24 protein-coding genes are annotated in these 23,318 nt (G+C 60.0%); 15 read left to right on the forward strand and 9 right to left on the reverse strand.

Going from position 1 to position 23,318, the window contains the following annotated elements; translation table 11 throughout:
- Nucleotides 1–67: 67 nt before the first annotated feature.
- The 6 genes from trpCF to VZC39_RS13535 all read left to right on the forward strand — a co-directional run bounded on the left by trpCF (nucleotide 68) and on the right by VZC39_RS13535 (nucleotide 6,732).
- Nucleotides 68–1,501: a bifunctional indole-3-glycerol-phosphate synthase TrpC/phosphoribosylanthranilate isomerase TrpF gene (gene trpCF, locus VZC39_RS13510; RefSeq protein WP_434663188.1), complete on the forward strand. Its 1,434-nt coding sequence runs from the start codon at nucleotides 68–70 to the stop codon at nucleotides 1,499–1,501.
- Between the two features lie 85 nt (nucleotides 1,502–1,586).
- Nucleotides 1,587–2,780, forward strand: coding sequence for a tryptophan synthase subunit beta (gene trpB, locus VZC39_RS13515; protein WP_434663191.1), 1,194 nt, complete (start codon nucleotides 1,587–1,589; stop codon nucleotides 2,778–2,780).
- Complete coding sequence (gene trpA, locus VZC39_RS13520) at nucleotides 2,777–3,583, forward strand: tryptophan synthase subunit alpha (protein ID WP_434663194.1); 807 nt, start codon at nucleotides 2,777–2,779, stop codon at nucleotides 3,581–3,583. Before trpB ends, trpA begins: the two co-directional genes overlap by 4 nt.
- A 1,012-nt stretch (nucleotides 3,584–4,595) precedes the next feature.
- Nucleotides 4,596–4,985, forward strand: a complete 390-nt coding sequence (locus tag VZC39_RS13525) for a hypothetical protein (protein WP_434663197.1) — start codon at nucleotides 4,596–4,598, stop codon at nucleotides 4,983–4,985.
- Between the two features lie 267 nt (nucleotides 4,986–5,252).
- Nucleotides 5,253–6,200 (forward strand): DUF4365 domain-containing protein, encoded by a 948-nt coding sequence (locus VZC39_RS13530; protein WP_434663199.1) that lies wholly within the window; start codon nucleotides 5,253–5,255, stop codon nucleotides 6,198–6,200.
- 97 nt (nucleotides 6,201–6,297) lie between these two features.
- Complete coding sequence (locus VZC39_RS13535; RefSeq protein ID WP_434663200.1) at nucleotides 6,298–6,732, forward strand: hypothetical protein; 435 nt, start codon at nucleotides 6,298–6,300, stop codon at nucleotides 6,730–6,732.
- A gap of 690 nt (nucleotides 6,733–7,422) precedes the next feature.
- On the opposite strand, the gene VZC39_RS13540 is transcribed toward VZC39_RS13535, so the two are convergent.
- Nucleotides 7,423–7,962, reverse strand: coding sequence for a metal-dependent hydrolase (locus VZC39_RS13540; RefSeq protein WP_434663202.1), 540 nt, complete (start codon nucleotides 7,960–7,962; stop codon nucleotides 7,423–7,425).
- A 279-nt stretch (nucleotides 7,963–8,241) separates the two neighbouring features.
- Between VZC39_RS13540 and VZC39_RS13545 the strand changes: the two genes are divergently transcribed.
- The 3 genes from VZC39_RS13545 to VZC39_RS13555 all read left to right on the forward strand — a co-directional run bounded on the left by VZC39_RS13545 (nucleotide 8,242) and on the right by VZC39_RS13555 (nucleotide 10,176).
- On the forward strand, nucleotides 8,242–8,535 hold the full coding sequence (locus VZC39_RS13545; RefSeq protein WP_232301917.1) for a helix-turn-helix domain-containing protein: 294 nt from the start codon (nucleotides 8,242–8,244) through the stop codon (nucleotides 8,533–8,535).
- Entirely contained in the window at nucleotides 8,519–9,835 is a 1,317-nt protein-coding gene (locus tag VZC39_RS13550) for a HipA domain-containing protein (protein WP_434663205.1), read from the forward strand. The genes VZC39_RS13545 and VZC39_RS13550 overlap by 17 nt, the downstream gene beginning before the upstream one ends.
- A gap of 98 nt (nucleotides 9,836–9,933) precedes the next feature.
- Nucleotides 9,934–10,176, forward strand: a complete 243-nt coding sequence (locus tag VZC39_RS13555; protein WP_042040288.1) for a DUF3297 family protein — start codon at nucleotides 9,934–9,936, stop codon at nucleotides 10,174–10,176.
- Between the two features lie 243 nt (nucleotides 10,177–10,419).
- On the opposite strand, the gene VZC39_RS13560 is transcribed toward VZC39_RS13555, so the two are convergent.
- On the reverse strand, nucleotides 10,420–10,854 hold the full coding sequence (locus VZC39_RS13560; protein ID WP_434663209.1) for a DMT family transporter: 435 nt from the start codon (nucleotides 10,852–10,854) through the stop codon (nucleotides 10,420–10,422).
- A 10-nt stretch (nucleotides 10,855–10,864) separates the two neighbouring features.
- Nucleotides 10,865–11,353 carry a DMT family transporter gene (locus VZC39_RS13565; protein ID WP_434663211.1) on the reverse strand — a complete coding sequence of 163 codons (489 nt, stop codon included), beginning with the start codon at nucleotides 11,351–11,353 and terminating at the stop codon, nucleotides 10,865–10,867.
- Nucleotides 11,354–11,453: 100 nt separating this feature from the next.
- On the opposite strand from VZC39_RS13565, the gene VZC39_RS13570 reads away from it, so the two are divergent.
- The 6 genes from VZC39_RS13570 to tauD all read left to right on the forward strand — a co-directional run bounded on the left by VZC39_RS13570 (nucleotide 11,454) and on the right by tauD (nucleotide 17,428).
- Nucleotides 11,454–12,347 (forward strand): LysR family transcriptional regulator, encoded by an 894-nt coding sequence (locus VZC39_RS13570; protein WP_434663214.1) that lies wholly within the window; start codon nucleotides 11,454–11,456, stop codon nucleotides 12,345–12,347.
- A gap of 148 nt (nucleotides 12,348–12,495) precedes the next feature.
- Nucleotides 12,496–13,599 (forward strand): ElyC/SanA/YdcF family protein, encoded by a 1,104-nt coding sequence (locus VZC39_RS13575; RefSeq protein WP_434668476.1) that lies wholly within the window; start codon nucleotides 12,496–12,498, stop codon nucleotides 13,597–13,599.
- Between the two features lie 380 nt (nucleotides 13,600–13,979).
- Nucleotides 13,980–14,954, forward strand: coding sequence for a taurine ABC transporter substrate-binding protein (tauA, locus tag VZC39_RS13580; protein ID WP_434663216.1), 975 nt, complete (start codon nucleotides 13,980–13,982; stop codon nucleotides 14,952–14,954).
- A gap of 16 nt (nucleotides 14,955–14,970) precedes the next feature.
- Nucleotides 14,971–15,738, forward strand: a complete 768-nt coding sequence (gene tauB / locus VZC39_RS13585; RefSeq protein WP_434663219.1) for a taurine ABC transporter ATP-binding subunit — start codon at nucleotides 14,971–14,973, stop codon at nucleotides 15,736–15,738.
- Nucleotides 15,735–16,577 carry a taurine ABC transporter permease TauC gene (tauC, locus tag VZC39_RS13590; RefSeq protein ID WP_434663222.1) on the forward strand — a complete coding sequence of 281 codons (843 nt, stop codon included), beginning with the start codon at nucleotides 15,735–15,737 and terminating at the stop codon, nucleotides 16,575–16,577. The genes tauB and tauC overlap by 4 nt, the downstream gene beginning before the upstream one ends.
- Nucleotides 16,574–17,428 (forward strand): taurine dioxygenase, encoded by an 855-nt coding sequence (gene tauD, locus VZC39_RS13595; protein ID WP_434663226.1) that lies wholly within the window; start codon nucleotides 16,574–16,576, stop codon nucleotides 17,426–17,428. Before tauC ends, tauD begins: the two co-directional genes overlap by 4 nt.
- A gap of 88 nt (nucleotides 17,429–17,516) precedes the next feature.
- Here the strand turns inward: tauD and VZC39_RS13600 are convergent, their stop codons facing one another.
- The 6 genes from VZC39_RS13600 to cyoB form a co-directional block, all read right to left on the reverse strand.
- Nucleotides 17,517–17,885 (reverse strand): DUF1428 domain-containing protein, encoded by a 369-nt coding sequence (locus tag VZC39_RS13600; RefSeq protein WP_434663228.1) that lies wholly within the window; start codon nucleotides 17,883–17,885, stop codon nucleotides 17,517–17,519.
- A gap of 63 nt (nucleotides 17,886–17,948) precedes the next feature.
- A complete protein-coding gene (locus VZC39_RS13605) occupies nucleotides 17,949–19,310 on the reverse strand; it encodes an MFS transporter (RefSeq protein ID WP_434663231.1) in 1,362 nt (453 codons plus the stop codon).
- Nucleotides 19,311–19,487: 177 nt separating this feature from the next.
- Nucleotides 19,488–20,381: a heme o synthase gene (gene cyoE, locus VZC39_RS13610; RefSeq protein ID WP_434663234.1), complete on the reverse strand. Its 894-nt coding sequence runs from the start codon at nucleotides 20,379–20,381 to the stop codon at nucleotides 19,488–19,490.
- A 10-nt stretch (nucleotides 20,382–20,391) separates the two neighbouring features.
- Complete coding sequence (locus VZC39_RS13615; RefSeq protein WP_349918678.1) at nucleotides 20,392–20,721, reverse strand: cytochrome o ubiquinol oxidase subunit IV; 330 nt, start codon at nucleotides 20,719–20,721, stop codon at nucleotides 20,392–20,394.
- The gene (locus VZC39_RS13620; protein WP_349918679.1) at nucleotides 20,722–21,336 is read right to left on the reverse strand and encodes a cytochrome o ubiquinol oxidase subunit III; all 615 of its coding nucleotides are present in this window, start codon (nucleotides 21,334–21,336) and stop codon (nucleotides 20,722–20,724) included. It abuts the gene before it with no gap.
- Between the two features lie 4 nt (nucleotides 21,337–21,340).
- Entirely contained in the window at nucleotides 21,341–23,317 is a 1,977-nt protein-coding gene (gene cyoB, locus VZC39_RS13625) for a cytochrome o ubiquinol oxidase subunit I (protein ID WP_349918681.1), read from the reverse strand.
- Nucleotide 23,318: the final 1 nt, after the last annotated feature.

Raw genomic sequence — 23,318 nt, forward strand, 5'->3', positions numbered from 1 at the left:
CAAAGAGCGCCCACAAGGCGCTCACTCAGAACGCCCGCAGGGCAGTCAGCTTCGCAAGGATAACGAGATGTCAGACATCATTGCTCCTCATGCTTTCTTGAACATGGCCTCCATCAGCCAGACCATTCTCGGCAAGATTGTAGCTGCCAAACAGGGCTGGATTGCGGCCCGCAAGGAAGCCCAGCCGCTGGAGAGTTTCAAGGGCGCTCTGGTGCCAAGCGATCGGGACTTCGAGGGGCAGTTGCGGGCTGGTTCCACCCGCTTCATTCTGGAATGCAAGAAGGCCTCCCCTTCCAAGGGATTGATCCGCAATGACTTCAGCCCGGAGGCCATCGCCGATGTCTATGGCAAGTACGCCACCGCCATCTCGGTGCTGACCGACGAGAAGTTCTTCCAGGGGGATTTCGCGTTTCTGCCGAGGGTGCGCGCCCGGGTCCAGCAACCCGTGCTGTGCAAGGACTTCATGATTGACCCCTATCAGGTCTATCTGGCCCGCCACTATCAGGCGGACGCCATCCTGCTGATGCTCTCCGTGCTCACCGACGAGGGTTATAACGCCCTGTTCGCGGTCGCCAAGGAGCTGGGCCTCGGGGTGCTCACCGAGGTGAGCAATGAAGAAGAGCTGGAGCGCGCCATCGCGCTGGGCGCGCCAGTGATTGGCATCAACAACCGCGACCTGCGGGACTTGAGCGTCGATATCGCCCGCACCGGCCAGCTGGCCGCCCGCATCCCCGCCGATCGCATTGTCATCAGCGAGTCCGGTATCCGCAATCGTGCCCAGGTGGCCGAACTGCGCCTGCATGCCAAGGGCTTCCTGGTGGGGTCATCCCTGATGGAAGAGGCAGATCTCGAGGCCGCGGTGCGCAAGCTCACCCTCGGCCAGAACAAGGTGTGCGGCCTGACCCGCCCCGAGGACGCTGCTGCCGCCCATCAGGCCGGTACGGTGTTTGGCGGCCTCATCTTCGTATCCAAGAGCCCGCGCTACGTGGACATCCCCGCCGCCCGCGCGGTGATGGCGGGTGCGCCCCTTTCCTATGTGGGGGTGTTTCGCAATGCCCAGGCCGCCACCATCGCCAAGACGGTGGATGCCCTGGGGCTTGCCGCCGTGCAGCTGCACGGGGATGAAGACGCCGCCTATGTCGAGGGTCTGCGCCCCTTGCTGCCCCCGGGCTGCGAGATCTGGAAGGCCGTGGGCATTACCCTCGGCGAGACCAGCGGCGAGCCCCTGCCCGCCCTCGACTTCCCGGCTGATCGCCTGCTGCTGGATACCAAGGTCGGCAGCCAGAGCGGCGGCACCGGCCAGGCCTTCGACTGGACCCTGCTGGCGGGGCTCGACAAATCCAGGCTGATGCTGGCGGGCGGCCTGAACGCTGACAACGCCTTGCAGGCCGCCCAGGTGGGCTGTTTGGGTCTTGATTTCAACTCCGGGGTGGAGAGTGCCCCGGGCCAGAAGGATGCACACAAGATAGCGGCCGCCTTTGGCGCACTGCGTCAACTATAAGGGCCAACGGTAAGAGCGCCCTGCGCCGCTGAACATGCACCAAATTGATGAATCGCTTTCGCCTATAAATACAAGGAATAGTCCCATGACTCTGCTCAATCCGTTCTTCGGGGAGTTTGGCGGTATGTACGTGCCCCAGATCCTCGTCCCCGCCCTGCTCCAGCTGGAGAAGGCCTTCGTCGATGCCAAGGAAGACCCGGCTTTCGTCGCCGAGTTCGAGGAATTGCTGACCGAGTACGCCGGTCGCCCAACCCCGCTGACCCTGACCCGCAACCTGACCAAGGGCACCAAGACCCGGCTTTACCTCAAGCGTGAAGATCTGCTGCACGGCGGCGCCCACAAGACCAACCAGGTGCTGGGCCAGGCCCTGCTCGCCAAGCGCATGGGCAAGAGCGAGATCATCGCCGAGACCGGCGCCGGTCAGCACGGGGTCGCCACCGCACTGGCCTGCGCCCTGCTCGGCCTCAAGTGCCGGGTCTACATGGGTGCCAAGGATTGCGAACGCCAGAAGCCGAACGTATTTCGCATGAAGTTGATGGGGGCCACAGTGATACCTGTGCATTCGGGCTCATCCACCCTGAAAGATGCCTGCAACGAGGCGCTGCGTGACTGGGCTGCCAACTACGACAGCGCCCACTACCTGCTCGGCACCGCAGCCGGCCCTCACCCCTTCCCCACAATAGTGCGGGAGTTCCAGAAGATGATCGGCGAGGAGGCCAAGGCCCAGTGCTTCGAAAAAGAAGAGCGCTTGCCCGACGCCGTGATCGCCTGCGTCGGCGGCGGATCCAACGCCATCGGCATGTTTGCTGACTTTATCGATGAGCCTTCGGTGCGTCTGATCGGGGTCGAACCCGGTGGCCACGGCATCGAGAGCGGCGAGCACGGTGCACCCCTGGGTCACGGCAGCAAGGGGGTCTTCTTCGGCATGCACTCCTACCTGATGCAGGACAACCAGGGGCAGATTCAGGAGTCCTACTCCGTCTCGGCGGGGCTCGACTTCCCCTCCGTCGGCCCCCAGCACGCCCACCTGGCTTCCATCGGCCGCGCCGACTATGTCTCCATCACCGACAAGGAGGCGCTTGACGCCTTCCAGGAGCTGGCCAAATCCGAAGGCATCATACCGGCGCTGGAGTCCTCCCACGCCCTGGCCCATGCCCTCAAGATGGCCCGCAGCGAACCTGAGAAAGAGCAGGTGCTGATCGTCAACCTCTCCGGCCGTGGCGACAAAGACATCTTCACCGTTGCCGACATCTTTGAAAAAGAAGGAACCTTGTCATGAATCGCTACGCACAACTCTTCTCCCGTCTGGACAAGGCCAATCAGGGCGCCTTCGTGCCCTTCGTGATGCTGGGTGACCCCACCCCCGAATTGTCCCTGGCCATCGTCGATGCCCTGGTCGAAGGGGGCGCCGATGCCCTCGAACTGGGCATTCCCTTCTCCGATCCGGTGGCGGACGGCCCCACCATTCAGGGCGCGGCCCTGCGGGCCTTTGCCAGCCACACCACCCCGGACGACTGCTTCGGCCTGCTTGGCCGCATCCGCGCCAAGTACCCGGAGCTCCCCATTGGCCTGCTGGTCTACGCGAATCTCGTTTATGTGCGCCACATCGACGGCTTCTACGAGAAGTGCCAGCAGGCCGGGGTGGATTCCGTGCTGGTAGCGGACGTGCCGGTGCAGATGTGCGAGCCCTACAAGGCGGCGGCCGACAAGTTCGGTATCGACAGCATCTTTATCGCCCCGCCCAACGGTGACACCGAGACGCTCAAGGCAGTTGCCGAGCTCGGCAGCGGTTACACCTACCTGGTGAGCCGCGCCGGCGTGACCGGCGCCGAGACCAAGGCCGGCATGCCGGTGGATGGCCTCATCAACACCTTGCGCGAGTTCAAGGCTCCCCCCGCCCTGCTCGGCTTTGGCATCAGCGAACCGGCCCAGGTACGCGAGGCCATCAAGGCCGGCGCCGCCGGTGCCATCTCCGGCTCCGCCGTGGTGAAGATCATCGAGACCCACCACAAGAACCCGGAGCATATGCTCACTCGCCTGAAGGAATTTGTGGAAGGGATGAAGGCGGCGACCAATAAGTAGGGGCAGGTATAGGGTCAAATGCCGTTGGCCTTGACCAGCCAGCCAGCATAAAGGGAGCCCACTTGGGCTCCCTTTTGTTATCCGGCGTCAGCGGTTGGCTTCTCTGTAGGTTTGATTAGCGAAGCGTAATCAGACGTTCGCGGATTGGTTGAGATAGCGTGGCTTTGCCACGCAGGATGCGAGGGCCCTGCCCTCGACGGGGTTTCGCCCGCCCTTCGGGCTTGGGCGAGTGACTTTTCTTTGCGTGGCCAAAGAAAAGTCACCAAAAGAAAGGCCACCCCGCCAAGCCGCCCGCCTTCGGCGGATTCCCTCACCTCGCTCTCTGGGTCTGACGGAACGCCGCAGATGGTACATCCCTGTACCAACTGCGGCTGCGCCGTCATCCCTGACGGCGCTTTTGACCCACAGAGTTCGACTCGGCGCCTTGGAGGGGGATCAAGACAGTACCAGCCCTAAGCTCCCGTCTAACCGCAAACAAGCTCCCTCTCCCCCCGGGAGAGGGTTGGGGTGAGGGGATTTCCGCACTCTCTACCAGCCCTGAGCCCACTAAAAGCAGCGGTTGCTCACTAATTGGTTGAACCAGCTCAGATTTCTATCAACCACCCCTTCCCATGCCTCGATCAGGGCCCTTAAGATAGCCAAACGACAATCCATCTCTAGGGAGAGCCCCATGACAGCGATGGTTGCTATCTCGCGGGTGAAAAAGCAGCGAGCTGGGAGCTGAAACTCAGGGGCGGTAGCGTGGTTTTTATAGATTGGCGCAGAGCTTAGCGAAGCCCAACCTGCGTGCATTATTATTCCCCCCAGAGCGGGATAGATATGGATGTGTCAGATCCGTAAAACAGATTGATAAATATATTTTGCGGTAAACGTTGGGCTTCACTTCGTTCAGCACCAACCTACGATTTTGAGCCAAATATACGAGATAACAAATGGTTAAAATATCTCAACTTGCTCATGGGACAGACTAAAATCGTCCCCTAAACCAACCATTAGACTCCTCGAGGAAAATATGCCAATAATTGAGTTCATTAAACCAATCAGCCCTGAAACGATGATTCCCGCTCGAGCTATTGGTATTAAAGAGGGTGAGGTTGAAACTGAAATGGTTACTCTCCAATTGTCAAAAATAGATCAAGCATGGAGAAAAGATATATTTTCTTATTCTGGCTTAGGAGGCATGGATAGAAAAGAAAGTAAAATAATAGGAGTTGAAAACTGGATTTCCACCTACAATAAAGTTCACGCCCCAATTATTTACATCACAAATAACGACCCAAAAAATTTATTTTTTGTTGATGGCCGACACACGACCGCATTTCTGACTGAATCCGGCTACAAAGAGGCTAAATTTATTATTCCTAGTATTCAGTTAAATATCATATCAAACACTTTTGCATAGTCATACTTCATTCGGTACAGTGTAAAATACGCCTAAACCATTGGTTAAAGTCATCGCTCGGAACCGAGTTCTTCCAGTTGTCGCAGCGAGCATTATTGCACCAACCAGTTCTGGATAAACAAGGATGTGGTAGATCCGTAAAACAGATTTACAGATATATTCACTGTAAACGTTGGGCTTCACTTCGTTCAGCACCAACCTACGTTTTTTAGCCCACCATAAGAAATACCCATCCTAGTGGGCGTTATAAATTCGAGCAGGACTAACATGAAAGCTCAAACAGAAAGACTTGGCGTATCCAAATTGGATCATTATTTTTCATCTCATGGATGGCTCTTCAGGGAACAAATGATCCATGACTTTGGTATTGATGCCCATGTTGAAATAACTAGTGAAAACTATCCAACTGGAGAGCTCATTGCCATACAGATTAAATCTGGCATGAGCTTTTTCTCTGAAGAGAACGCACACTCCTATGTTTTTAGAACCGAAGACAAACATATTGAGTATTGGTCCAATCATACATTACCGGTAATCTTGGTTTTATATAATCCAGATGAGGACGTTTTGTATTGGCAAGTAGTAAACGAAAGTAATGTGGTGTCAACTGGGAAGGGCTGGAAGATTGAAGTTCCAAAGGCTAAGAAATTAGATGATGATAGCCTTTCTGTTCTTCGTGAGCTCACTCAGCCTGAACCTTACATTCAAAAACTGAACAAGCTGAAGCTTGATCGCTATTGGATGGAGAAAATAAATGATGGATATTATGTTTACGTAGATTTCGATGATTGGATAAATAAATCGTTAAGTCGATACCAAATAAGTTTGAGTTGTGAAGGTGAGAGCCAGCATTGGCCAATGACTTATTGCCCAGGCATGTCAATTGAAGATGCACTAGAGTTTTTTCTACCTTGGGCAGATTTTGAAATGGACCTGGAAGCCCATAGGGAAGGATGCATTGGTCAATGGGATGCCGAATGCTACATTACATACGACAAAGAAGAGGGTCGAGCTATTCACGGAGTGTCATTTGAAGAATGGTATAACGAGCCTGATGGAATTGTTCCTTATCAAGAAGATGGAGAGGTAGCCAGCTATAGGCTACGACTTGAGTTAAACGATCTTGGTAAATCCTTTATAGAAATTGATAGTTTTCTTTCCGAAAAGAATAAATTCCAAGGAACAACCTTCACGGTTGACGACTTGCGGTGGTAAAGATATATAAAAATCAACGGCAGCGAAATAATTTACTCTTCGATCCAATTGTCCGCAGAGCTAAACCTTAGAACCATTTAAAAATCTGGAGAATATATTGATAAAAAATTATCATGGCTCGACCGCAAGCGCTATCGATGCTATTCACGTTGGCAATATTGATTGGACTTTGGGAGGAGGTGAGCTAGGGCGTGGCTTTTATACTACACCTGATATATGGGTTGCTTCAAAGGCTTCATGGAACTGTGGTAAAGATGAGAGTGTTTCAGTGGTTGAACTGATAGTAAAAAACTCTGATTGCAATAAATTACATCAGGAAGCATTCGATTTACATTACGCTCAATTAGAGAGAGAAAAAATTAAGGCAATGCCAGGAAACGGCCCTAGAGATTTTATTTATAATTTTTTTGATATCATTCAATCCCCAATAGTAGGAAAAGAAATGTACAATAGAAACCTGCAACATAAATGGCAGTCAATAGTTGCACAGAATTTATTAAACTCAAACCTAGTCACAAGGACTGTAAAATGAGTTTAGTCTATGACTTTATAGAGAGTTCTTTCAGGAAACTGATATTTCCCATTGAAAGACCTAAAGGTTCCAGTAAGTTCACTTCATTTTTTTTGAGTTTTGATGATTATATTGAAAGAAAAAGTAAGTATTGTTTTTACGCTGTTCAAAATGGTCAACTTGAGACTCATTATCTTCTCATGGTTTCACACAATCTTTTTTTTGTCCCTCATGCAGACCATGGCAATATTTTCTTTGGTGTAAGCCTCATAAGTGACACTTGTGAGTACGTTGGCCATTCAAAAAAGATTGCAAAATCCAGTAAGTTCATAAGACTGTTTCCTCTAGACAACGATGAGCTAAATTACTTGTGCGAATATCATAAGTTTTTCTTCGTGGGTTATGTTGATCGAAGTATTGAGCGAAGAGTGGAAGAATTGTTCTAACAAACTATTTAAGAGTGATTCGTAACGCGTGTTTTTTTACTATGCATTTGGCGTTTAAGGTGGTATACGGAGGGTTCAGTATTGCGTTGCTCACTCATTAACAAGGCATTAACGTCAAAAGGTATACCAAGAACCCCCGAGAAAACGAACATTCAGGCCCCCCATCTTTCTAAACACTGCATAGCCAGAACAGAAGAGATGGGTGTCCTGAGTTTTATATTTTGCTCAGCCACGATATATCCAACAATCCTTTCCAACCCAGCAACTACCGCCCCCTGCCCCACGCCTGCCACCCCATCAACATCAACATCAACATCAATACAATTCCCGGCAGCCAGACCCAGTAGAGCTCTGAGAGGATCACCGCCTCACCTCGGGCGGTGAGATAGACCTCCAGCTTGAAGGGGGCGACCCGGATAACCTGCCAGGGGGCGAAGAAACGCTCGTCACGCCACGGCCAGAGCCAGCCAACCCCTTTGCCGCCGGTGGTGTGGGAATCGAGCAGGCTGTGGGAAAGTAGCGAGACCAGCAGAAACGACCAGACAGTGGCGGCACTCGCCCTAAGCTGGCGGTGAAACAGCATGGCCAGAGTGGGCAGGGCAGAGGCGAACAGCAGGGAGTGGGTAAAGCCGCGGTGGCCAAAGACATGGCCGTAGGCAACCCCCAGTTTAAAGGCGAGCACGTCGGCATCGGGCAGCATGGCGATGGCAACCCCTGCCAGCAGCAGGCGCGGCGGAATAATCCGGCTGCCAAGCCCCAGCCCAAGACAGAGGGGTACGGCGGCGTGGGTGACTATGGTGGGCATAGAATAAAGCTCCAACTGAAAACTGGTGCCTACCCTACCCCCGCTCGATGAAGTGAACATGAAGTACAATGCTGCTCTGCAAGCGACATCCTCCCGGCCCCTCGGTCATCCCCCAGACCATCCCTCACCACCTTTCTGTTCTAAAAAGTGAACCCCTCTACACTTTTCTCTCGCAACCAGTACCAGGACCATAAAAAGTGCACTATCGTACACTTTTGGTTGCTGTTTGCTCTTACCATGAGTTAAGGTGTAACAACCTACACTTTTTCCGTGATCATGATGGCAGACGCATCGTTGCAAACCGGCCCGAAAGAACTGGATCCCGCCTCGCTGGGGCTGGCGATCCGCGAGAGGCGCAAGGCCGCCAGGATGACCCAGGAGGTGACGGCCTCACTGTGCGGCATCTCCAAGAAGACCCTGATCAAGATTGAAAAAGGGGGTGATGTCTACCTCTCGACCCTGTTGCAGGTGATGAAGGCGCTGGGGCTGAGGTTGCAACTGGTGCAAGAAACGGGCTCACAGGTAGCGAGCGGCAACAGCCAACCAGAGGTCGGTGATGATGAGTGGTTCTGAGCACCATCGGCTGGAACTTCGGCTGGGTAACCAGCTGATCGGCCACCTCGAATATGACTCCAGCCGGGATGCGTTTCAGCTCGGCTATACACCTGCGTGGCAGGCGCGCGGATTCCCGCTCTCACCCCCGCTGGCGCTGGATGGCTCGGCCAGCAGCGCCCAAGTCCGGGCATATCTCGGCAACTTGCTGCCTGAAAATCGCGGGCTGGAGCACCTGATTGAGGCGCTCTCCGTTTCGCGCAGCAATCTCTTTGCCCTGATCCACGGCATCGGCCGCGATGTCTCAGGGGCTGTCACCTTTACCCTGCCCGCAGAGCCCGACGTCCCCACCCATTTTCGCCCCATCACCCCGGAAGAGCTGTTGCTGCGCCTCGATCAGCCCGAGATCTGGCCGCTGGAAGTCTGGGATGGTCGCCCCCGCCTCTCGGTTGCGGGCGTGCAGGCCAAGCTCAACCTGCTGCGACTCGAGGGGGCGCTGGGATTTGGCGAGGGCGAGCTCTGTTCCACCCACCTCCTCAAGTTCGAGCACCATCCTCATCTGGTGATCAATGAGTTTGTGACCATGCGGCTGGCCGCACTGCTGGGCATGCAGGTGGCACAGGTCGAACTGCACAGGGTCGGCCAAGGCGATAAGTCCCACCGAGGCTTGCTGGTAGAACGCTTCGATCGGCGCCTCGATGAGGATGGCGTTAGGGTACGCCGTCGCCATATGATCGATGCCTGTCAGGGATTGGGGTTTCCCGTCGCCCGAAAATATGAACGCAACTTCGGTGACGGGCGGGACGTGGCCCATATTCGGGAAGGGGTGAGCCTGCCACGGCTGTTCAACCTCAGCGCCCTCTGTGTCAATCCGGCGCAGGCCAGACTGGACATGCTGCAATGGCTGCTCTTCAACCTCTGCGTCAACAATCACGATGCCCACGGCAAGAACTACAGCTTCTTCGTATCAAAAGCCGGGCTCATGCCCACCCCCTGGTACGATCTGGTCAATGTGGGGCTTTACCCCGAGTTCAACCAGCATCTGGCCATGGCCATAGGCGACGAGTTTGCTCCCGAGGCGGTCAACGCATGGCAGTTGCTGGAGATGGCTGAAGCATGTGATTTGCCCAAACGCCTGTTGCAACAGACCTTGCACAAGGTGGCCAACGACATCCTTCACCATCTGGATGCCGCCATCGCCATGGTTGAGACAGACAATCCCGCCGAGCTGGCTTATCTGGCAGGCTACCGAGACGACGTTGAGCGCCGTTGCCACCATTTTCAGGCGCAGGCAGCGCTGTTGCCCGAGCTGCAACTGTAACCTGACCTTGTCCACTCCCATGGGATGCAACCCAGCCTTGAGCCCATGGCGGGCATTGCCTACAATGACCCACTTTTTATCAAACTCAGGTCTATAAAATGAGCGACAACAAACCTGCACTGCCCGACCGTCTGGCGGCCAACCCGCGCAGCCCGCACCATGTGGCAGAGTGCTTCGAGCACGAGATCGGCATTCGCCTCAACGGCAAGGAGCGCACCAATGTCGAGGAGTACTGCATCAGCGAAGGTTGGGTGAAGATCCCCTCCCCCAAGGCCAAGGATCGCTACGGCAACCCCATGCTGATCACCGTCAAGGGCACCGTCGAGGCCTTCTACGCCTAAGTCGCCCTGACTGCGACGCCTCGATGATCAGGGGCGCGACCCTGTTATTCCAGAACACCGGCCGAGCGCCGGTGTTCTGCTTTTTAGGGCTGGCCCTGCTCGCGGGTGGCTTCCCTTCCTCCCTTTCCTTCATTTCTCTCCCTTCCGCCAGGGCCGTGAGCTGGATGGCCTGCGACCTTTCCGCCTAGGCCAGGGCCGCGCTCTTATCACCTAACACTGCGGGTGTCGCCACGCCATCGCCGCTCATGGCGAGGAGCGCGGCTTGCCAGTCTGCCAGCGTTGCAGTGCGGCGCCCGCCAGCACCAGCAGAATGCCGAGCAGATCGCTCGCGGCCAGCCGTCCGGCCAGGGCATCGAGCAGTGCTCCCCCCAGCAGTTGGCCTGCGACGATGAGCAGGGCGCAGGCCAGGGCCCCGACCCGGCCTATGGCCCAGCTGCTGGTGGCCACGAACAGCGCCCCCAGCACGCCACCTAGCAGCAGCCAGGGATCGAGCCCGGCGAGCCGCTCCCAGGGCGCGCCCTTGAGGATGAGCAGGGCGCCGAGCAGCACAAAGCCGAGCAGGTGGTTGGCAAGGGAGGCCGTCATGGCGCCCCGGGCGCTGGCGAGGCGGCCATTGAGGGTGCGCGACAGGCTCACCGCCACGCCGTTCAGCAGTCCCAGCAGGATCAGAAGGGTCATGGTGTGTCTCCTAGCCGAGTACGATGAGCAGGGCGCCGGCCAGCACCAGCAGGGCGGCGAGCGCGTCCTTCCCCGAGGGGCGGCGGCGGGTCAGCCCGAACCAGCCTCTGGCGTCGCACAGGGCGCCAAACAGCAGCTGGCCGAGCAGCAGCAGGGCCAGGGTGCCCGCCATGCCGAGGGGCGAGTTGAGGCACAAGGCCGCCAGCACCACGGTGAGCGCCCCCGGCAGGCCGCCGAGCCAGGCCCAGGGCGGGGCGGCCTCCGGCGTCGGAGATCGGGGGGCGAGACACCACAGGAGCGCGGCAACCAGGGTGCCGACCCCGTGGGCCAGCCAGCTCCCGAGCCAGGGGTCGGTGGCGCGGGCCAGGGCGCCGTTCTGGGCGATCATCAACGCCAGCAACAGGCCGGCGGCGAAGGCGGCCAGGGCACCTATGGTCTGGCCAAGTGTCTGGCCGAGGGCGAGGCGTCCGGGGCGGCGGTCGATAAGCGGGGGGATCATGGGGTCACTCCTTGGTTGAACTGAGGAGCAGGGTAAATTGTTTTCGATATGGGGATAATCTACCCTTATGGAACAACATTGTTTCCGCATTGAGAACAACATGAACCAGGATGCCTTCGCCCTGCTCCCCGCCTTCGTCGCCGTGGTGGAGGCGGGCACTTTCTCCGGCGCCGCCCGCCAGCTCGGCCTCAGCAAGTCGGTGCTAAGCAAGAAGGTGAGCCAGCTTGAGCAAACCCTCGGTTGCCAACTTATCTACCGCACCACCCGCTCCCTCGCCCTGACCGAGGCGGGGGAGCGCTACTTCGAGACGGTGCGCCATGCGGTGCGCCTGGCAAGCGAAGGGGAAGATGCCATCGGCGCCCTGCAATCGGCGCCGCGCGGCCTGCTGCGGGTGACGGTGCCCATGGTCTATGGTCGGCGCCACATAGTCCCCCTTATCCCCGAATTTCTCGCCCTCTACCCCGAGGTGCAGTTGCAACTGGAGATGAGCGACGCCCTACAGGATCTGGTGGCCGAGGGGTTCGACGTGGCGGTGCGCATCGGCGAGCTGGAAGATTCGAGCCTGGTCGCCCGCCGCCTCGCCCCCTGTCACAGCACATTGTGCGCCGCCCCCGCCTACCTGGCGCGGGCCGGCACGCCCCGCACCCCGGCGGATCTCGAGCGCCACAACTGCCTCTTCTACTCCCTGTTTCGCGGCGGCACCCAGTGGCGGCTGCAAGGCCCCGAGGGGGAGGTGGCCATCACCCCGCGCGGCAATTTCGAGGTCAACAACAGCGACGCCATCCACACGGCGCTGCTGGCGGGGCTCGGCATAGGCAACATGCCGGACTTTATCGTGGAGCGGGATCTCGCCACCGGTCGGCTGGTGCCCCTGCTGCCAGACCACGCCCTGCCCGAGCACGGCATCTGGTGCCTCTATCCGAAGCGCCGCCACCTGCCCGCCAAGGTGGAGGCCTGGCTGGGGTTTCTCCACGAGCGTCTGGGTCTGCGCTAGGGGGTGACCGGGATAACCGAAGCGGTTCACGTTTTTTTCATCGGGAAAGGAGTAGAGTAGGCAATTACCAAGCGCCTGTTTTAATTGAAAAAGGCTCCAGGGGAGCATGCCATGGCATAGCGCCCCTCCCCCTAGGTGGAACGCCATGATGAAGAAAACTGCGATTGCCCTGACCCTGGCCAGCCTGCTGGCGCTGCCGGTGGTCACCGCCTCCGATGCCTGGGCCGCCCCGGTGCGCTCCCTGCAAAAGGAGCAAAATTACGACCAGTACATCAGCAAACGCCAGGTGGTGGATCAGCTGCTGGCGGATGCCGCCCGCATCTTCCACTCCCCCGCCCGGGTCTCAGATGCCGGTTTCACCGCCAAGATGCCGAGCAACATGGAGCAGGTCACCGAGCTCCTGCTGCAGGCCCACCAGCTCGAACCCTACCGCACCGATCTGCTCATCTCGGCGGCCAACGCCCAGATCTACAACGGCAACGTGGACAGGGCCATCGCCCTGTTCGAGCAGGCCCTCAGCACGGCGCCGGACGATCTGGATCTCAACACCTATCTGGCCACCTGGCAGCGCTTCAAGGGCAACCAGGCCAAATCCGATGGCTACGTCAAGCGGGTCGGCGAGCTCAATGCCGGTCGGGCCGCCGATCTGCAGCGGCTGTTCGATACCGTGGACCGGGTGGTTGCCACCCCCCTCAAGGAGCGCCAGGGGCGCGGCGAGAAGAAGGGGCGACAGGCCATCGTCACCCTGGGCTATGCCCTCAACCCCGATGGCTCCATGCACGAGATCCTGCTGGGGCGCCTCGAGACCACCCGCGCCCTGGCCCAGGCCAACCCGGCGGCCCTCATCATACTGACCGGCGGCGTGCCCCAGAACCGCCAGACCGAGGGCAAGCTGATGGCGGACTGGCTGGCGAAGAAGGGCATAGACAGATCCCGCATCATCGAGGAGAACTACGCCACCAGCACGGTGGAGAACGCCCTCTACAGCGGCTATGCCCTCGCCCGCCACGAGATTGAGTACGCCACCCTGGTGAGCTCGGCGAGCCACGTGCGCCGGGGCCAGACCCTGCTGGAAATAGCCTGCTGGCAGAGCGGCCCGGCCAATATCCGCATCGACAGCGTCGCCTACCCGGACAAGCCCCTCTCGGCCCTCGCCAAGGCGAGCCCGGAGGAGCTGCTCGGCATCTACCGGGATGCCCTGCGCACCTATGGCCTCTGGAGTTACCGCTCGGCGCCGCTGATCGAACGCTGATCGACACCCTGATCCCCGGGCCTTGATCACCCGCTGATCGGAGCACTGATCCCCGGATCCCCTTCACCACGCCCGGGCCCGCCAAACGGCGGGCCCGCGCTTCGACCCTCGGGGTCCTGTCCCGCCCTCTTCTTTCCTTTATTTTCCCTGCCCCGCTCCTGCTCGCTCACCCTGCCATTCCTCGCCGCGCCCTTGCCCATGGGGTCATTGCCAAGGGGTGCATAAGCACTTCACAACCCGGCATATCTCAATTAGCTCATTGATTTGTTGCTCTTTTTCTAAGAACCATAAGGCATGAGAGCGCGTTTCTCGTTCCTTCATTCCCAAGCGCGCTTTGGACAAAGATGTGGCTTCCAACACCCCAGACAAGGAAGTGCATCATGACAGCAAAAGGCATCTCTGTGTGGCTCGCGGCCTCCGTCCTGCTCAGCCAGTCCGCCCAGGCGGTGGACGTCACCGTCGCCTACCAGACCTCCGCCGAACCCGCCAAGGTGGCCCAGGCCGACGGCACCTTCGCCAAGGAGAGTGGCGCCAAGGTGGAATGGCGCAAGTTTGACAGTGGCGCCAGCGTGGTGCGGGCGCTCGCCTCCGGCGACGTGCAGATTGGCAATATCGGCTCAAGCCCCCTGGCGGTGGCGGCGAGCCAGAACGTGCCCATCAAGGTGTTCCTGCTCGCCTCCAAGCTCGGCGACTCCGAGGCGCTGGTGGTGAAGCAAGGACTCGCTAACCCCCAGGATCTCGTTGGCAAACGCATCGCCGTGCCCTACACCTCCACCACCCACTACAGCCTGCTGGCGGCCCTCAAGCACTGGGGGGTCGATCCGGCCAAGCTGCAGATAGTGAACCTGCAGCCGCCGGCCATCATTGCCGCCTGGCAGCGCGGTGACATCGACGGTGCCTATGTGTGGGCCCCGGCCCTCAACCAGCTCAGCAAGGAGGGCAAGGTGCTGACCGACTCGGCCCAGGTGGGGACATGGGGGGCGCCGACCCTGGATGTGTGGGTGGTCCGCAAGGACTTCGCCAAGGCTCACCCCGAGGTGGTTCAGGCCTTCGTGAGCAGCACGCTCGCGGCCCAGCGCGGCTATCTGGACAACCCGGAGGGCTGGCTGGCCCGGCCGGAGAACCTCGACAAGCTCGCCCGCCTGAGCGGCGTGCCCGAGGCGGATATCCCCGAACTCGTCAAAGGCAACACCTACCTCGACGCCCGCGCCCAGAGCGCCGAGCTCGCTACCCTGGTGAACCAGACCATCGTCGACACCGCCCGCTTCCTCGAGGGACAGGGCAAGGTGGCCAGGGCCGCCGACGACTATCGCCAGTTCGTCACCGACCGCTTCGTGAAAGCACTGCCTCAATAAGCTACAGGAGGCGAGTATGCTGCATATCTCTCGTGTGTCTGCCGAGTACGCTGGCAAGAAGGTGCTCGACAACATCAACCTCTCCCTCGCCGAGGGGGAGCTGATGGTGGTGCTCGGCCCCTCGGGCTCGGGCAAGACCACCCTGCTCAACCTGGTGGCCGGTTTCGAACCCTGCCGCCATGGCCAGATAAGCCTGGGGAGTGAGCCTGTCATCGGGCCCGGTGCCGAGCGCGGCGTGGTGTTCCAGAGTGAGGGGTTACTCCCCTGGCGCAACGTGCAGGACAACGTGGCCTTCGGCCTGCAACTGGCCGGGGTACCCAGGGCCAGTCGCCATGAACAGGCGCAAGCCTTGCTGCGCCAGGTGGGATTGGAAGGGGCGGGCGAGCGCGCCATCTGGCAGCTCTCCGGCGGCCAGCGCCAGCGGGTCGGCATCGCCCGGGCCCTCGCCACCCGACCGCAGCTGTTGTTGCTGGACGAGCCGTTCGGCGCCCTGGATGCCTTCACCCGGGAGCAGATGCAGACCCTGCTGCTACGGCTGTGGTCTGAGGCCCGCCGCCAGGTGCTGCTCATCACCCACGACATCGAGGAGGCGGTGTTTCTGGCAACCGATTTGGTGCTACTCTCCCCCTCCCCCGGCCGAGTGCTGGAGCGGCTCTCCCTGAACTTCGGTCGCCGCTTTGCCGCCGGGGAGTCCAGTCGCAGCATCAAGTCCGATCCGGCCTTCATCGAGCGGCGAGAATACGTGCTCGGCCGGGTATTTGCCGAGCGGGAGGCCTTCGCATGAACCAGACCCTGACCCAACCCCTGGCCACGCCCGCCACCCATGCCACCCGCAGGCCGCTGCGCTGGCCCCTCGGTCGCCGCCTTGGTCTGAGCCTTGCGACCCTCACCGCCCTGCTGGCCCTCTGGTGGCTGGTGGCACGCCTTGGCTGGATTGATCCCCTGTTCCTACCGCCTCCCGAGCGGGTGCTGGGGCAGCTCGTCACCATCGCCGGGCCGCAAGGCTTCATGGACGCCACCCTGTGGCAACACCTGGGGGCGAGTCTGGGCCGCATCCTGATCGCCCTGGCGGCGGCCACGGTGTTTGGCATCGCCGCGGGCATCGCCATGGGGCTCAGCCCCACGGTGCGCGGGGTGCTGGATCCCCTCATCGAGCTCTACCGGCCGGTGCCGCCGCTTGCTTACCTGCCGCTGATGGTGATCTGGTTTGGCATCGGCGAGACCTCCAAGGTGCTGCTCATCTATCTGGCCATCTTCGCCCCCGTGGCCATGGCCACCCTGGCGGGCGTGCAGAGCGCCCAGCCGGTGCGACTGCGGGCGGCCCGAGCCCTTGGCGCCACCCGGACTCAGGTGCTGTGGCACGTGATCCTGCCGGGGGCCTTGCCGGAGATCCTGACCGGGATCCGCATCGGCCTCGGCGTGGGCTGGTCCACCCTGGTGGCTGCCGAGTTGATTGCCGCCACCCGGGGCGTGGGCTTCATGGTGCAATCCGCCGGCGAGTTCCTCGCCACCGACGTGGTGCTGGCCGGCATTCTGGTGATCGCGGTGATCGCCTTCGTATTGGAACTGGGCCTGCGCGCATTGCAGCGCAGGCTGACGCCCTGGCATGGAGAAATACAATGAATGACAACAAGCTGACCATCACCCCCCTCGGCCCCCACATCGGTGCCGAAATTGCCGGCCTCACGCTGGCCGAGCCCCTGAGCCAGGCGCAGTTCGAGCAACTCCACCGGGCCCTGCTCAAATACCAGGTGCTGTTTGCCCGCGACCAGCCCATTACGCCGCGAGCACAGCGGGCGCTGGCGAATCGCTTCGGGGATCTGCACATCCATCCCGTCTATCCCCACAGCGAGGAGGCGGAGGAGATCATCGTGCTCGACACCCATGACGACAACCCGCCGGACAACGACAACTGGCACACGGACGTCACCTTCATCGAGACGCCACCGGCGCTCGCCATCCTGGCCGCCAAGCAGTTGCCCCCCACCGGGGGAGACACCCTCTGGGCCAGCGGCATCGCGGCGCTGGCGGCCCTCTCCCCACCCCTGCAAAAACTGCTGGCGGGGCTGGAGGCGGAGCATGACTTCACCAAATCCTTCCCCGCCCATCGCCATCAGGGCAGCACGGAGGAGCGTCAACGCTGGCAGGCAGCCGTGGCCAGCAACCCGCCCCTTCGCCATCCGGTGCTGCGCACCCACCCGGTGAGCGGACGTCAGGCGCTGTTCGTGAATGAAGGTTTCACCACCCGTTTGCCGGACCTGCCGGCCCGGGAGAGCGAGGCCCTGCTCGGCTTTCTGTTCGATCACATTCGCCGCCCCGAGTTTCAGGTGCGCTGGCGCTGGCAGGAGAACGACATCGCCATCTGGGACAATCGGGTGACCCAGCACTACGCCAACGCCGACTACCTGCCGGCCCGGCGGGTGATGCACCGCGCCACCATCCTCGGGGACAGGCCCTTCTGGCGAGCGAGCTGAAGAGCGCCGCTTTTCCCTGAAAAATGGCCATAAAAAAAGCCCGCCGATGGGCGGGCTCTGGTCATGGCCTCATCCTGCGAGGTCGACATCAGGCCTTGAGATCCAGCACGGCATTGAAGCCGCCGAAGATCATGCGGGCACCATCGAAGGGCATGGGCGGGTTGTCGGGGTTTTTCGGATCCATCCTGGGATCCTGCATCATCTTCTGCATCGCCTCGTCCCGGGTGGCCTTGTCCGGCCATTCCACCCAGGAGAAGACCACGGTCTCATCCTTCTTCGCCGCCACCGCGCGGTAAAAATCGGTCTGCTTGCCGTGTGGCACGTCATCCCCCCAGCACTCCAGCACCCGGATCGCACCGAGTTCGAGGAAGAGGGGATCGAAGTGTCTCGCATGATCGATCATGGCCTGCTTGTTCGCCGTGGGCACGGCGATCACGAATCCATCCACATATGACATGGGAGCGTCCTCCTTGCTTGGGGATTTCAGCATAGCAAGGGAGTCCGGCCACCGCCCCGAGCCTCAGGTGGCGATCAGCCGCTCCAGATCGCTGCGACTCAGGTGTTTGGTATCCACCTTCACGTACAGAGAGCGCTCCTCGGCCACCAGCAGCACGGCGCTCACCCCGTCACAGGCACGCACCTTCTGCTCGAGGACCGGCGTGGGTGCGACACCCTCTGGCAACACGATGCGCAGGCTGCTCACATAGGGGGGCTCCTGCATGGTGAGGCTGACCCCGAACCAGAGCAGGGCCAGGACGGCGCAACCGCCAAATACCAAGGCTGCGCCCCCGATGCCGTAAAGCAGCCCGCCCAGACTGCCACCGATGGCGACCCCGATGAACTGGCTGGTGGAGTAGACCCCCATGGCGGTGCCCTTGTAACCCGGCGGGGACTCCTTGCTGATGAGGGACGGCAGCAATGCCTCCATCACGTTGAAACCGATGAAGAAGATCTGCAGCCCCGCGAGCAGGCCCCAGAGTTGCAGGCCCGCTTGCCAGAGCACCAGCTCGGCGATGAGCATCACCAGCACGCAGAGCTGGAACACCCGCTTCATCTGGCGGCGCTTCTCGGCATAGATGATGAAGGGCACAACGCTCACGAAGGCGATCAACATGGTGGCGAGATAGGCCTGCCACTGGTGCTCCCGCGCCAGCCCTGCCTGCTCCAGCAGTGGCGGCAGCGCCACGAAGCTCGACATCAGCAGGGTGTGAACGCAGAGGATGCCGAGGTTGAGTTTGAGCAGCCTGGGGTTGGTCAACACGGTGCGAAAACCGCCCCGCACCATGGCGGATTCGCGATTTTGCAGATGGGCCTCAGGCCTTGGCACCGCCCAGATCACCAGGGCAATGGCGGCCAGAGCCAGCAGGGCGATGAGCCAGAACAGGCCGGACAGGCCCAGGGCGTGGGTGATGAGGGGACCGGTCACCATGGCGATGGCGAAGGTGATGCCAAAGCTCACCCCGATGAAGGCCATGGCCTTGGTGCGGTTCTGCTCCCGGGTGAGATCCGAGAGCAGGGCCATGACGGCGGCGGAGATGGCACCACTGCCCTGCAAGGCGCGGCCGACGATGACCCCCCAGATGGAGTCGCTCAGGGCGGCGACGACGCTGCCGAGTGCAAACATCAGCAAACCGCCGACGATGAGGGGCTTGCGCCCGATGCGGTCGGAGAGCAGACCGAAGGGGATCTGCAGCAGGGCCTGGGTCATGCCGTAGATGCCGATGGCGAGGCCGATCAGTGCCTCGGAGGCGCCGGCCAGGGACATGCCGTAGGTGGTCAGTACCGGCAGCACCATAAACATGCCGAGCATGCGCAAAGAGAAGACGGAGCCGAGCGCCCAGGTGGCGCGTCGCTCGCCCCTCGTCATGGTGAAATCATTCATGATGGCCTCGATAGACAAGAAGAGAGAAGAAATCCGGACCCGTGACGTCTTGCATTCGTCCGCAGAAACCGGGCAATCACCCCGCACGGGGGCCACATAATAACAGAGCCGGGAAGGTTCCCGGCTCTGGATTCTATTGATTTTCCTGCGTCACATCACAGCGGTGAACCACAGCACTCAAGGCAGCATGGTCACCAGGACCGGCGCCGCATCGGGCTGGAAGTCTACCGACATCATCACGCTCAGGCAGGTGATGGTGACGATGGAGAACATGAACAGCTTGCGGGCCCAGAGGGAGTCATCCACCGCGGCCTTGTAGCCGGACAGCGCCATCCCCAACCACCAGACACTCACCGCCGTGGCGACGATCAGATACTTGTAACCGGCGTAACCGCCGAGGAACAGCATCAGGGTCGGCACCATGAAGGCCAGGATGTAGAGGGTGATGTGGTGTTTGGCCACCGAGATCCCCTTCACCACCGGCAACACCGGGATGTTGGCGGCCTGGTAATCCTTGAAGCGGAAGATCGCAATCGCATAGGAGTGCGGCATCTGCCACAGGCTGAAAATCGCCAGCAGGATCAGCGCCCCCGAGTCGAACTGGCCGCTCACCGCGCAGTAGCCGATGACCGGTGGCGCGGCGCCGGAGAGGCTCCCCACCAGGGTGCCATAGACCGAGTGGCGCTTCATGTAGAGGCTGTAGACCCCCACATAGACCAGGAAGCCCAGCACTGCCAGCAAGGCGGCCAACGGATTGGCCGCGAAGTAGAGCAGTGTAATGCCCGCAACACCGAGCACGCTCGCATACCAGAGCGAGACACCCGGTGCGATCAACCCCTTCACCAGCGCACGGTGCTTGGTGCGCTCCATGATGCAGTCGATGTCCCGGTCGATGTAGTTGTTGAACACGCAGCCGGAGGCGACCACCAGTGACACCCCGACCATGGTCAGGATGAACAGAGGGACGTCGAGGCTCCCCTTGGACGCCAGCAGGAACCCTCCGATAACCGAGATGAGGTTACCGAAGATGATGCCTGGCTTGGTCACTTGCAGGTATTGCTTCATCATCACATCAACCCGCTTAGTGAACCATCATGTTGATGTTGAGGTTGTACATGATCCACAGGGAACCCACCACGACTATGGCAATGATGAGCACGGTGAAGACCAGGGCCACCAGGTTCCAGCGCTCCTCGGAGGAGGTGTTCATGTGCAGGAAGTAGACCAGGTGCACGAAGATCTGCACCACCGCCATGCCGACCACGGTGCCGAGCACCACGGCGTGGGAGGCGGAGCCGTCCATCACCATCCAGAACGGGATGGCCGTCAGGATGAGTGACAGCACGAACCCTATCATGTAGGACTTGACGCTGCCGTGGCTGGCGCCGTGATTGTCAACAGAATGACTCATTTACATGACCCCCATCAGATAGACCACGGTGAAGACGCAGATCCAGACCACGTCCAGGAAGTGCCAGAACAGGCTCAGGCACATCAGGCGAGTACGGTTGCGCTCGGTCAGCCCCTTCTTGGTGATCAGCACCATCATCACGATGATCCAGATAAGACCGCTGGTCACGTGGATACCGTGGGTACCGACCAGGGTGAAGAAGGCGGAGAGGAAGCCGCTGCGATCCGGGCCCGCATCGTTGACGATGAGGTGGTGGAACTCGTAGATCTCCATGGCGATGAAGCCGGCACCGAGCAGGAAGGTCACGAACAGCCAGGTGTTGACGGCGGAGACCTTGTTCTTGTTCATCGCCAGCATGCCGAAGCCGAAGGTGATGGAGCTCAGCAGCAGCAGCATGGTTTCGGCGAACACGAACGGCAGTTCGAAGATGTCCTTGCCGGCGGGGCCGCCGGCAGTGCCGTTGACGAGAACCGCATAGGTTGCGAACAGGGTCGCAAACAGGATGCAGTCACTCATCAGGTAGATCCAGAAACCGAATACCTTGGTGGCACCGGCGTCATGGTGCCCATGATCGTCATGGGCGCCGTGAGTGTGATGGAGTACGTCAGTTGCCATAGCGTCAGGCTACCTTGTTGATGTTGTCGAAATGCTGACCTTCGATACGCTCGATCTCGTCAACCTGTACGTAGTAGTCCACATCGTCGTTGAAGCTGTGGATGATCCAGGTGGCGATCATGCCGACGAAGCCGGCGATGGCCATCCACCAGATGTGCCAGATCATGGCAAAACCGAACACCACGCTGAAGGCGGCGATGATCACACCGGCACCGGAGTTCTTCGGCATGTGGATGGGGGCATACTGGGCCGGCTTGCGGTAGGCGCTACCGTCTTGCTTGGCTTCCCAGAAGGCATCCAGACCCTTGACCTTCGGCTCGATGGCGAAGTTGTAGAACGGCGGCGGCGAGGAGGTCGCCCACTCCAGGGTACGGCCACCCCAGGGATCGCCGGTCAGGTCACGGTTCTTCTCGCGGTCACGGATACTGACCACGATCTGGACAACCTGGCACAGCACGCCGAGGGCGATGAGACCGGCACCGCAGGCGGCAACCACCAGCATGCCGTGGAACTCGGGATCGATGTTCTGGCTGACACGACGGGTCATGCCCATGAAGCCCAGCACGTAGAGCGGCATGAAGGCCACGAAGAAGCCGACAATCCAGCACCAGAAAGCGCGCTTGCCCCAGACGTCATCCAGCTTGAAGCCGAATGCTTTCGGGAACCAGTAGGTGATACCGGCGAAGCAACCGAACACCACGCCGCCGATGATGACGTTGTGGAAGTGGGCGATCAGGAACAGGCTGTTGTGCAGCACGAAGTTGGCAGCCGGCACGGAGAGCAGTACCCCGGTCATCCCACCCACGGTGAAGGTGATGATGAAGCCGACAGTCCACAGCATGGGGGAGCTGAACTCGATGCGACCCCGATACATGGTGAACAGCCAGTTGAAGATCTTCACCCCGGTCGGGATGGAGATGATCATGGTGGTGATGCCGAAGAAGGCATTCACGTTGGCGCCGGACCCCATGGTAAAGAAGTGGTGCAGCCAGACGATGAAGGAGAGCACGGTGATGGCCACCGTCGCCCACACCAGGGAGGTGTAGCCAAACAGCTTCTTCTTGCAGAAGGTCGCCACCACTTCGGAGAAGATCCCGAACACCGGCAGCACCAGGATATACACCTCGGGGTGACCCCAGGCCCAGATCAGGTTGATGTACATCATCATGTTGCCACCCATGTCATTGGTAAAGAAATGGGTACCCAGGTAGCGGTCTGCGGTCAGCAGGGCGATGGTGACGGTCAGGATCGGGAAGGAGGCGATGATCAGGATGTTGGCGCACAGGGCGGTCCAGGTGAACACCGGCAGACGCATCATGGTCATGCCGGGGGCACGCATCCGGATGATGGTGGCAAAGAAGTTCACACCGGTCAGCAGGGTACCTAACCCTGAGATCTGCAGACTCCATATCCAGTAATCGACCCCGACGCCCGGACTGAACTCCAGTCCCGACAAGGGCGGATAGGCCAACCAGCCGGTCTGGGCGAATTCACCAACCCCGAGGGAGATGTTGATCAGCACCACGGCCGCGGCGGTAAACCAGAAGCTCAGGTTGTTCAGGAAGGGGAAGGCGACGTCACGGGCACCGATCTGCAGCGGCACCACGATGTTCATCAGGCCGATCACCAGTGGCATGGCCACGAAGAAGATCATGATGACGCCGTGGGCGGTGAAGATCTGGTCGTAGTGATGGGCATTCAGATAGCCTTCACCACCGGCGGAGGCCAGCACCTGCTGACCACGCATCAGCACCGCGTCGGCAAAGCCGCGCAGCAGCATGACCATGCCCAGGATGAGATACATGATACCAAGGCGCTTGTGATCCACCGAGGTGAACCACTCTTTCCACAGGTATTGCCATTTGCCGTAATAGGTGATGAGGCCGGTCAGCGCCAGCCCACCCAGAATGATACCGACTATCGTGACCATGATGATGGGTTCATGGTACGGGACAGCCTCGAGTGTCAATTTTCCAAACATC

Origin of the sequence: Aeromonas sp. NJAU223, assembly GCF_051125555.1 — a bacterium.
Taxonomy (GTDB): Bacteria; Pseudomonadota; Gammaproteobacteria; order Enterobacterales; family Aeromonadaceae; genus Aeromonas; species Aeromonas veronii_G.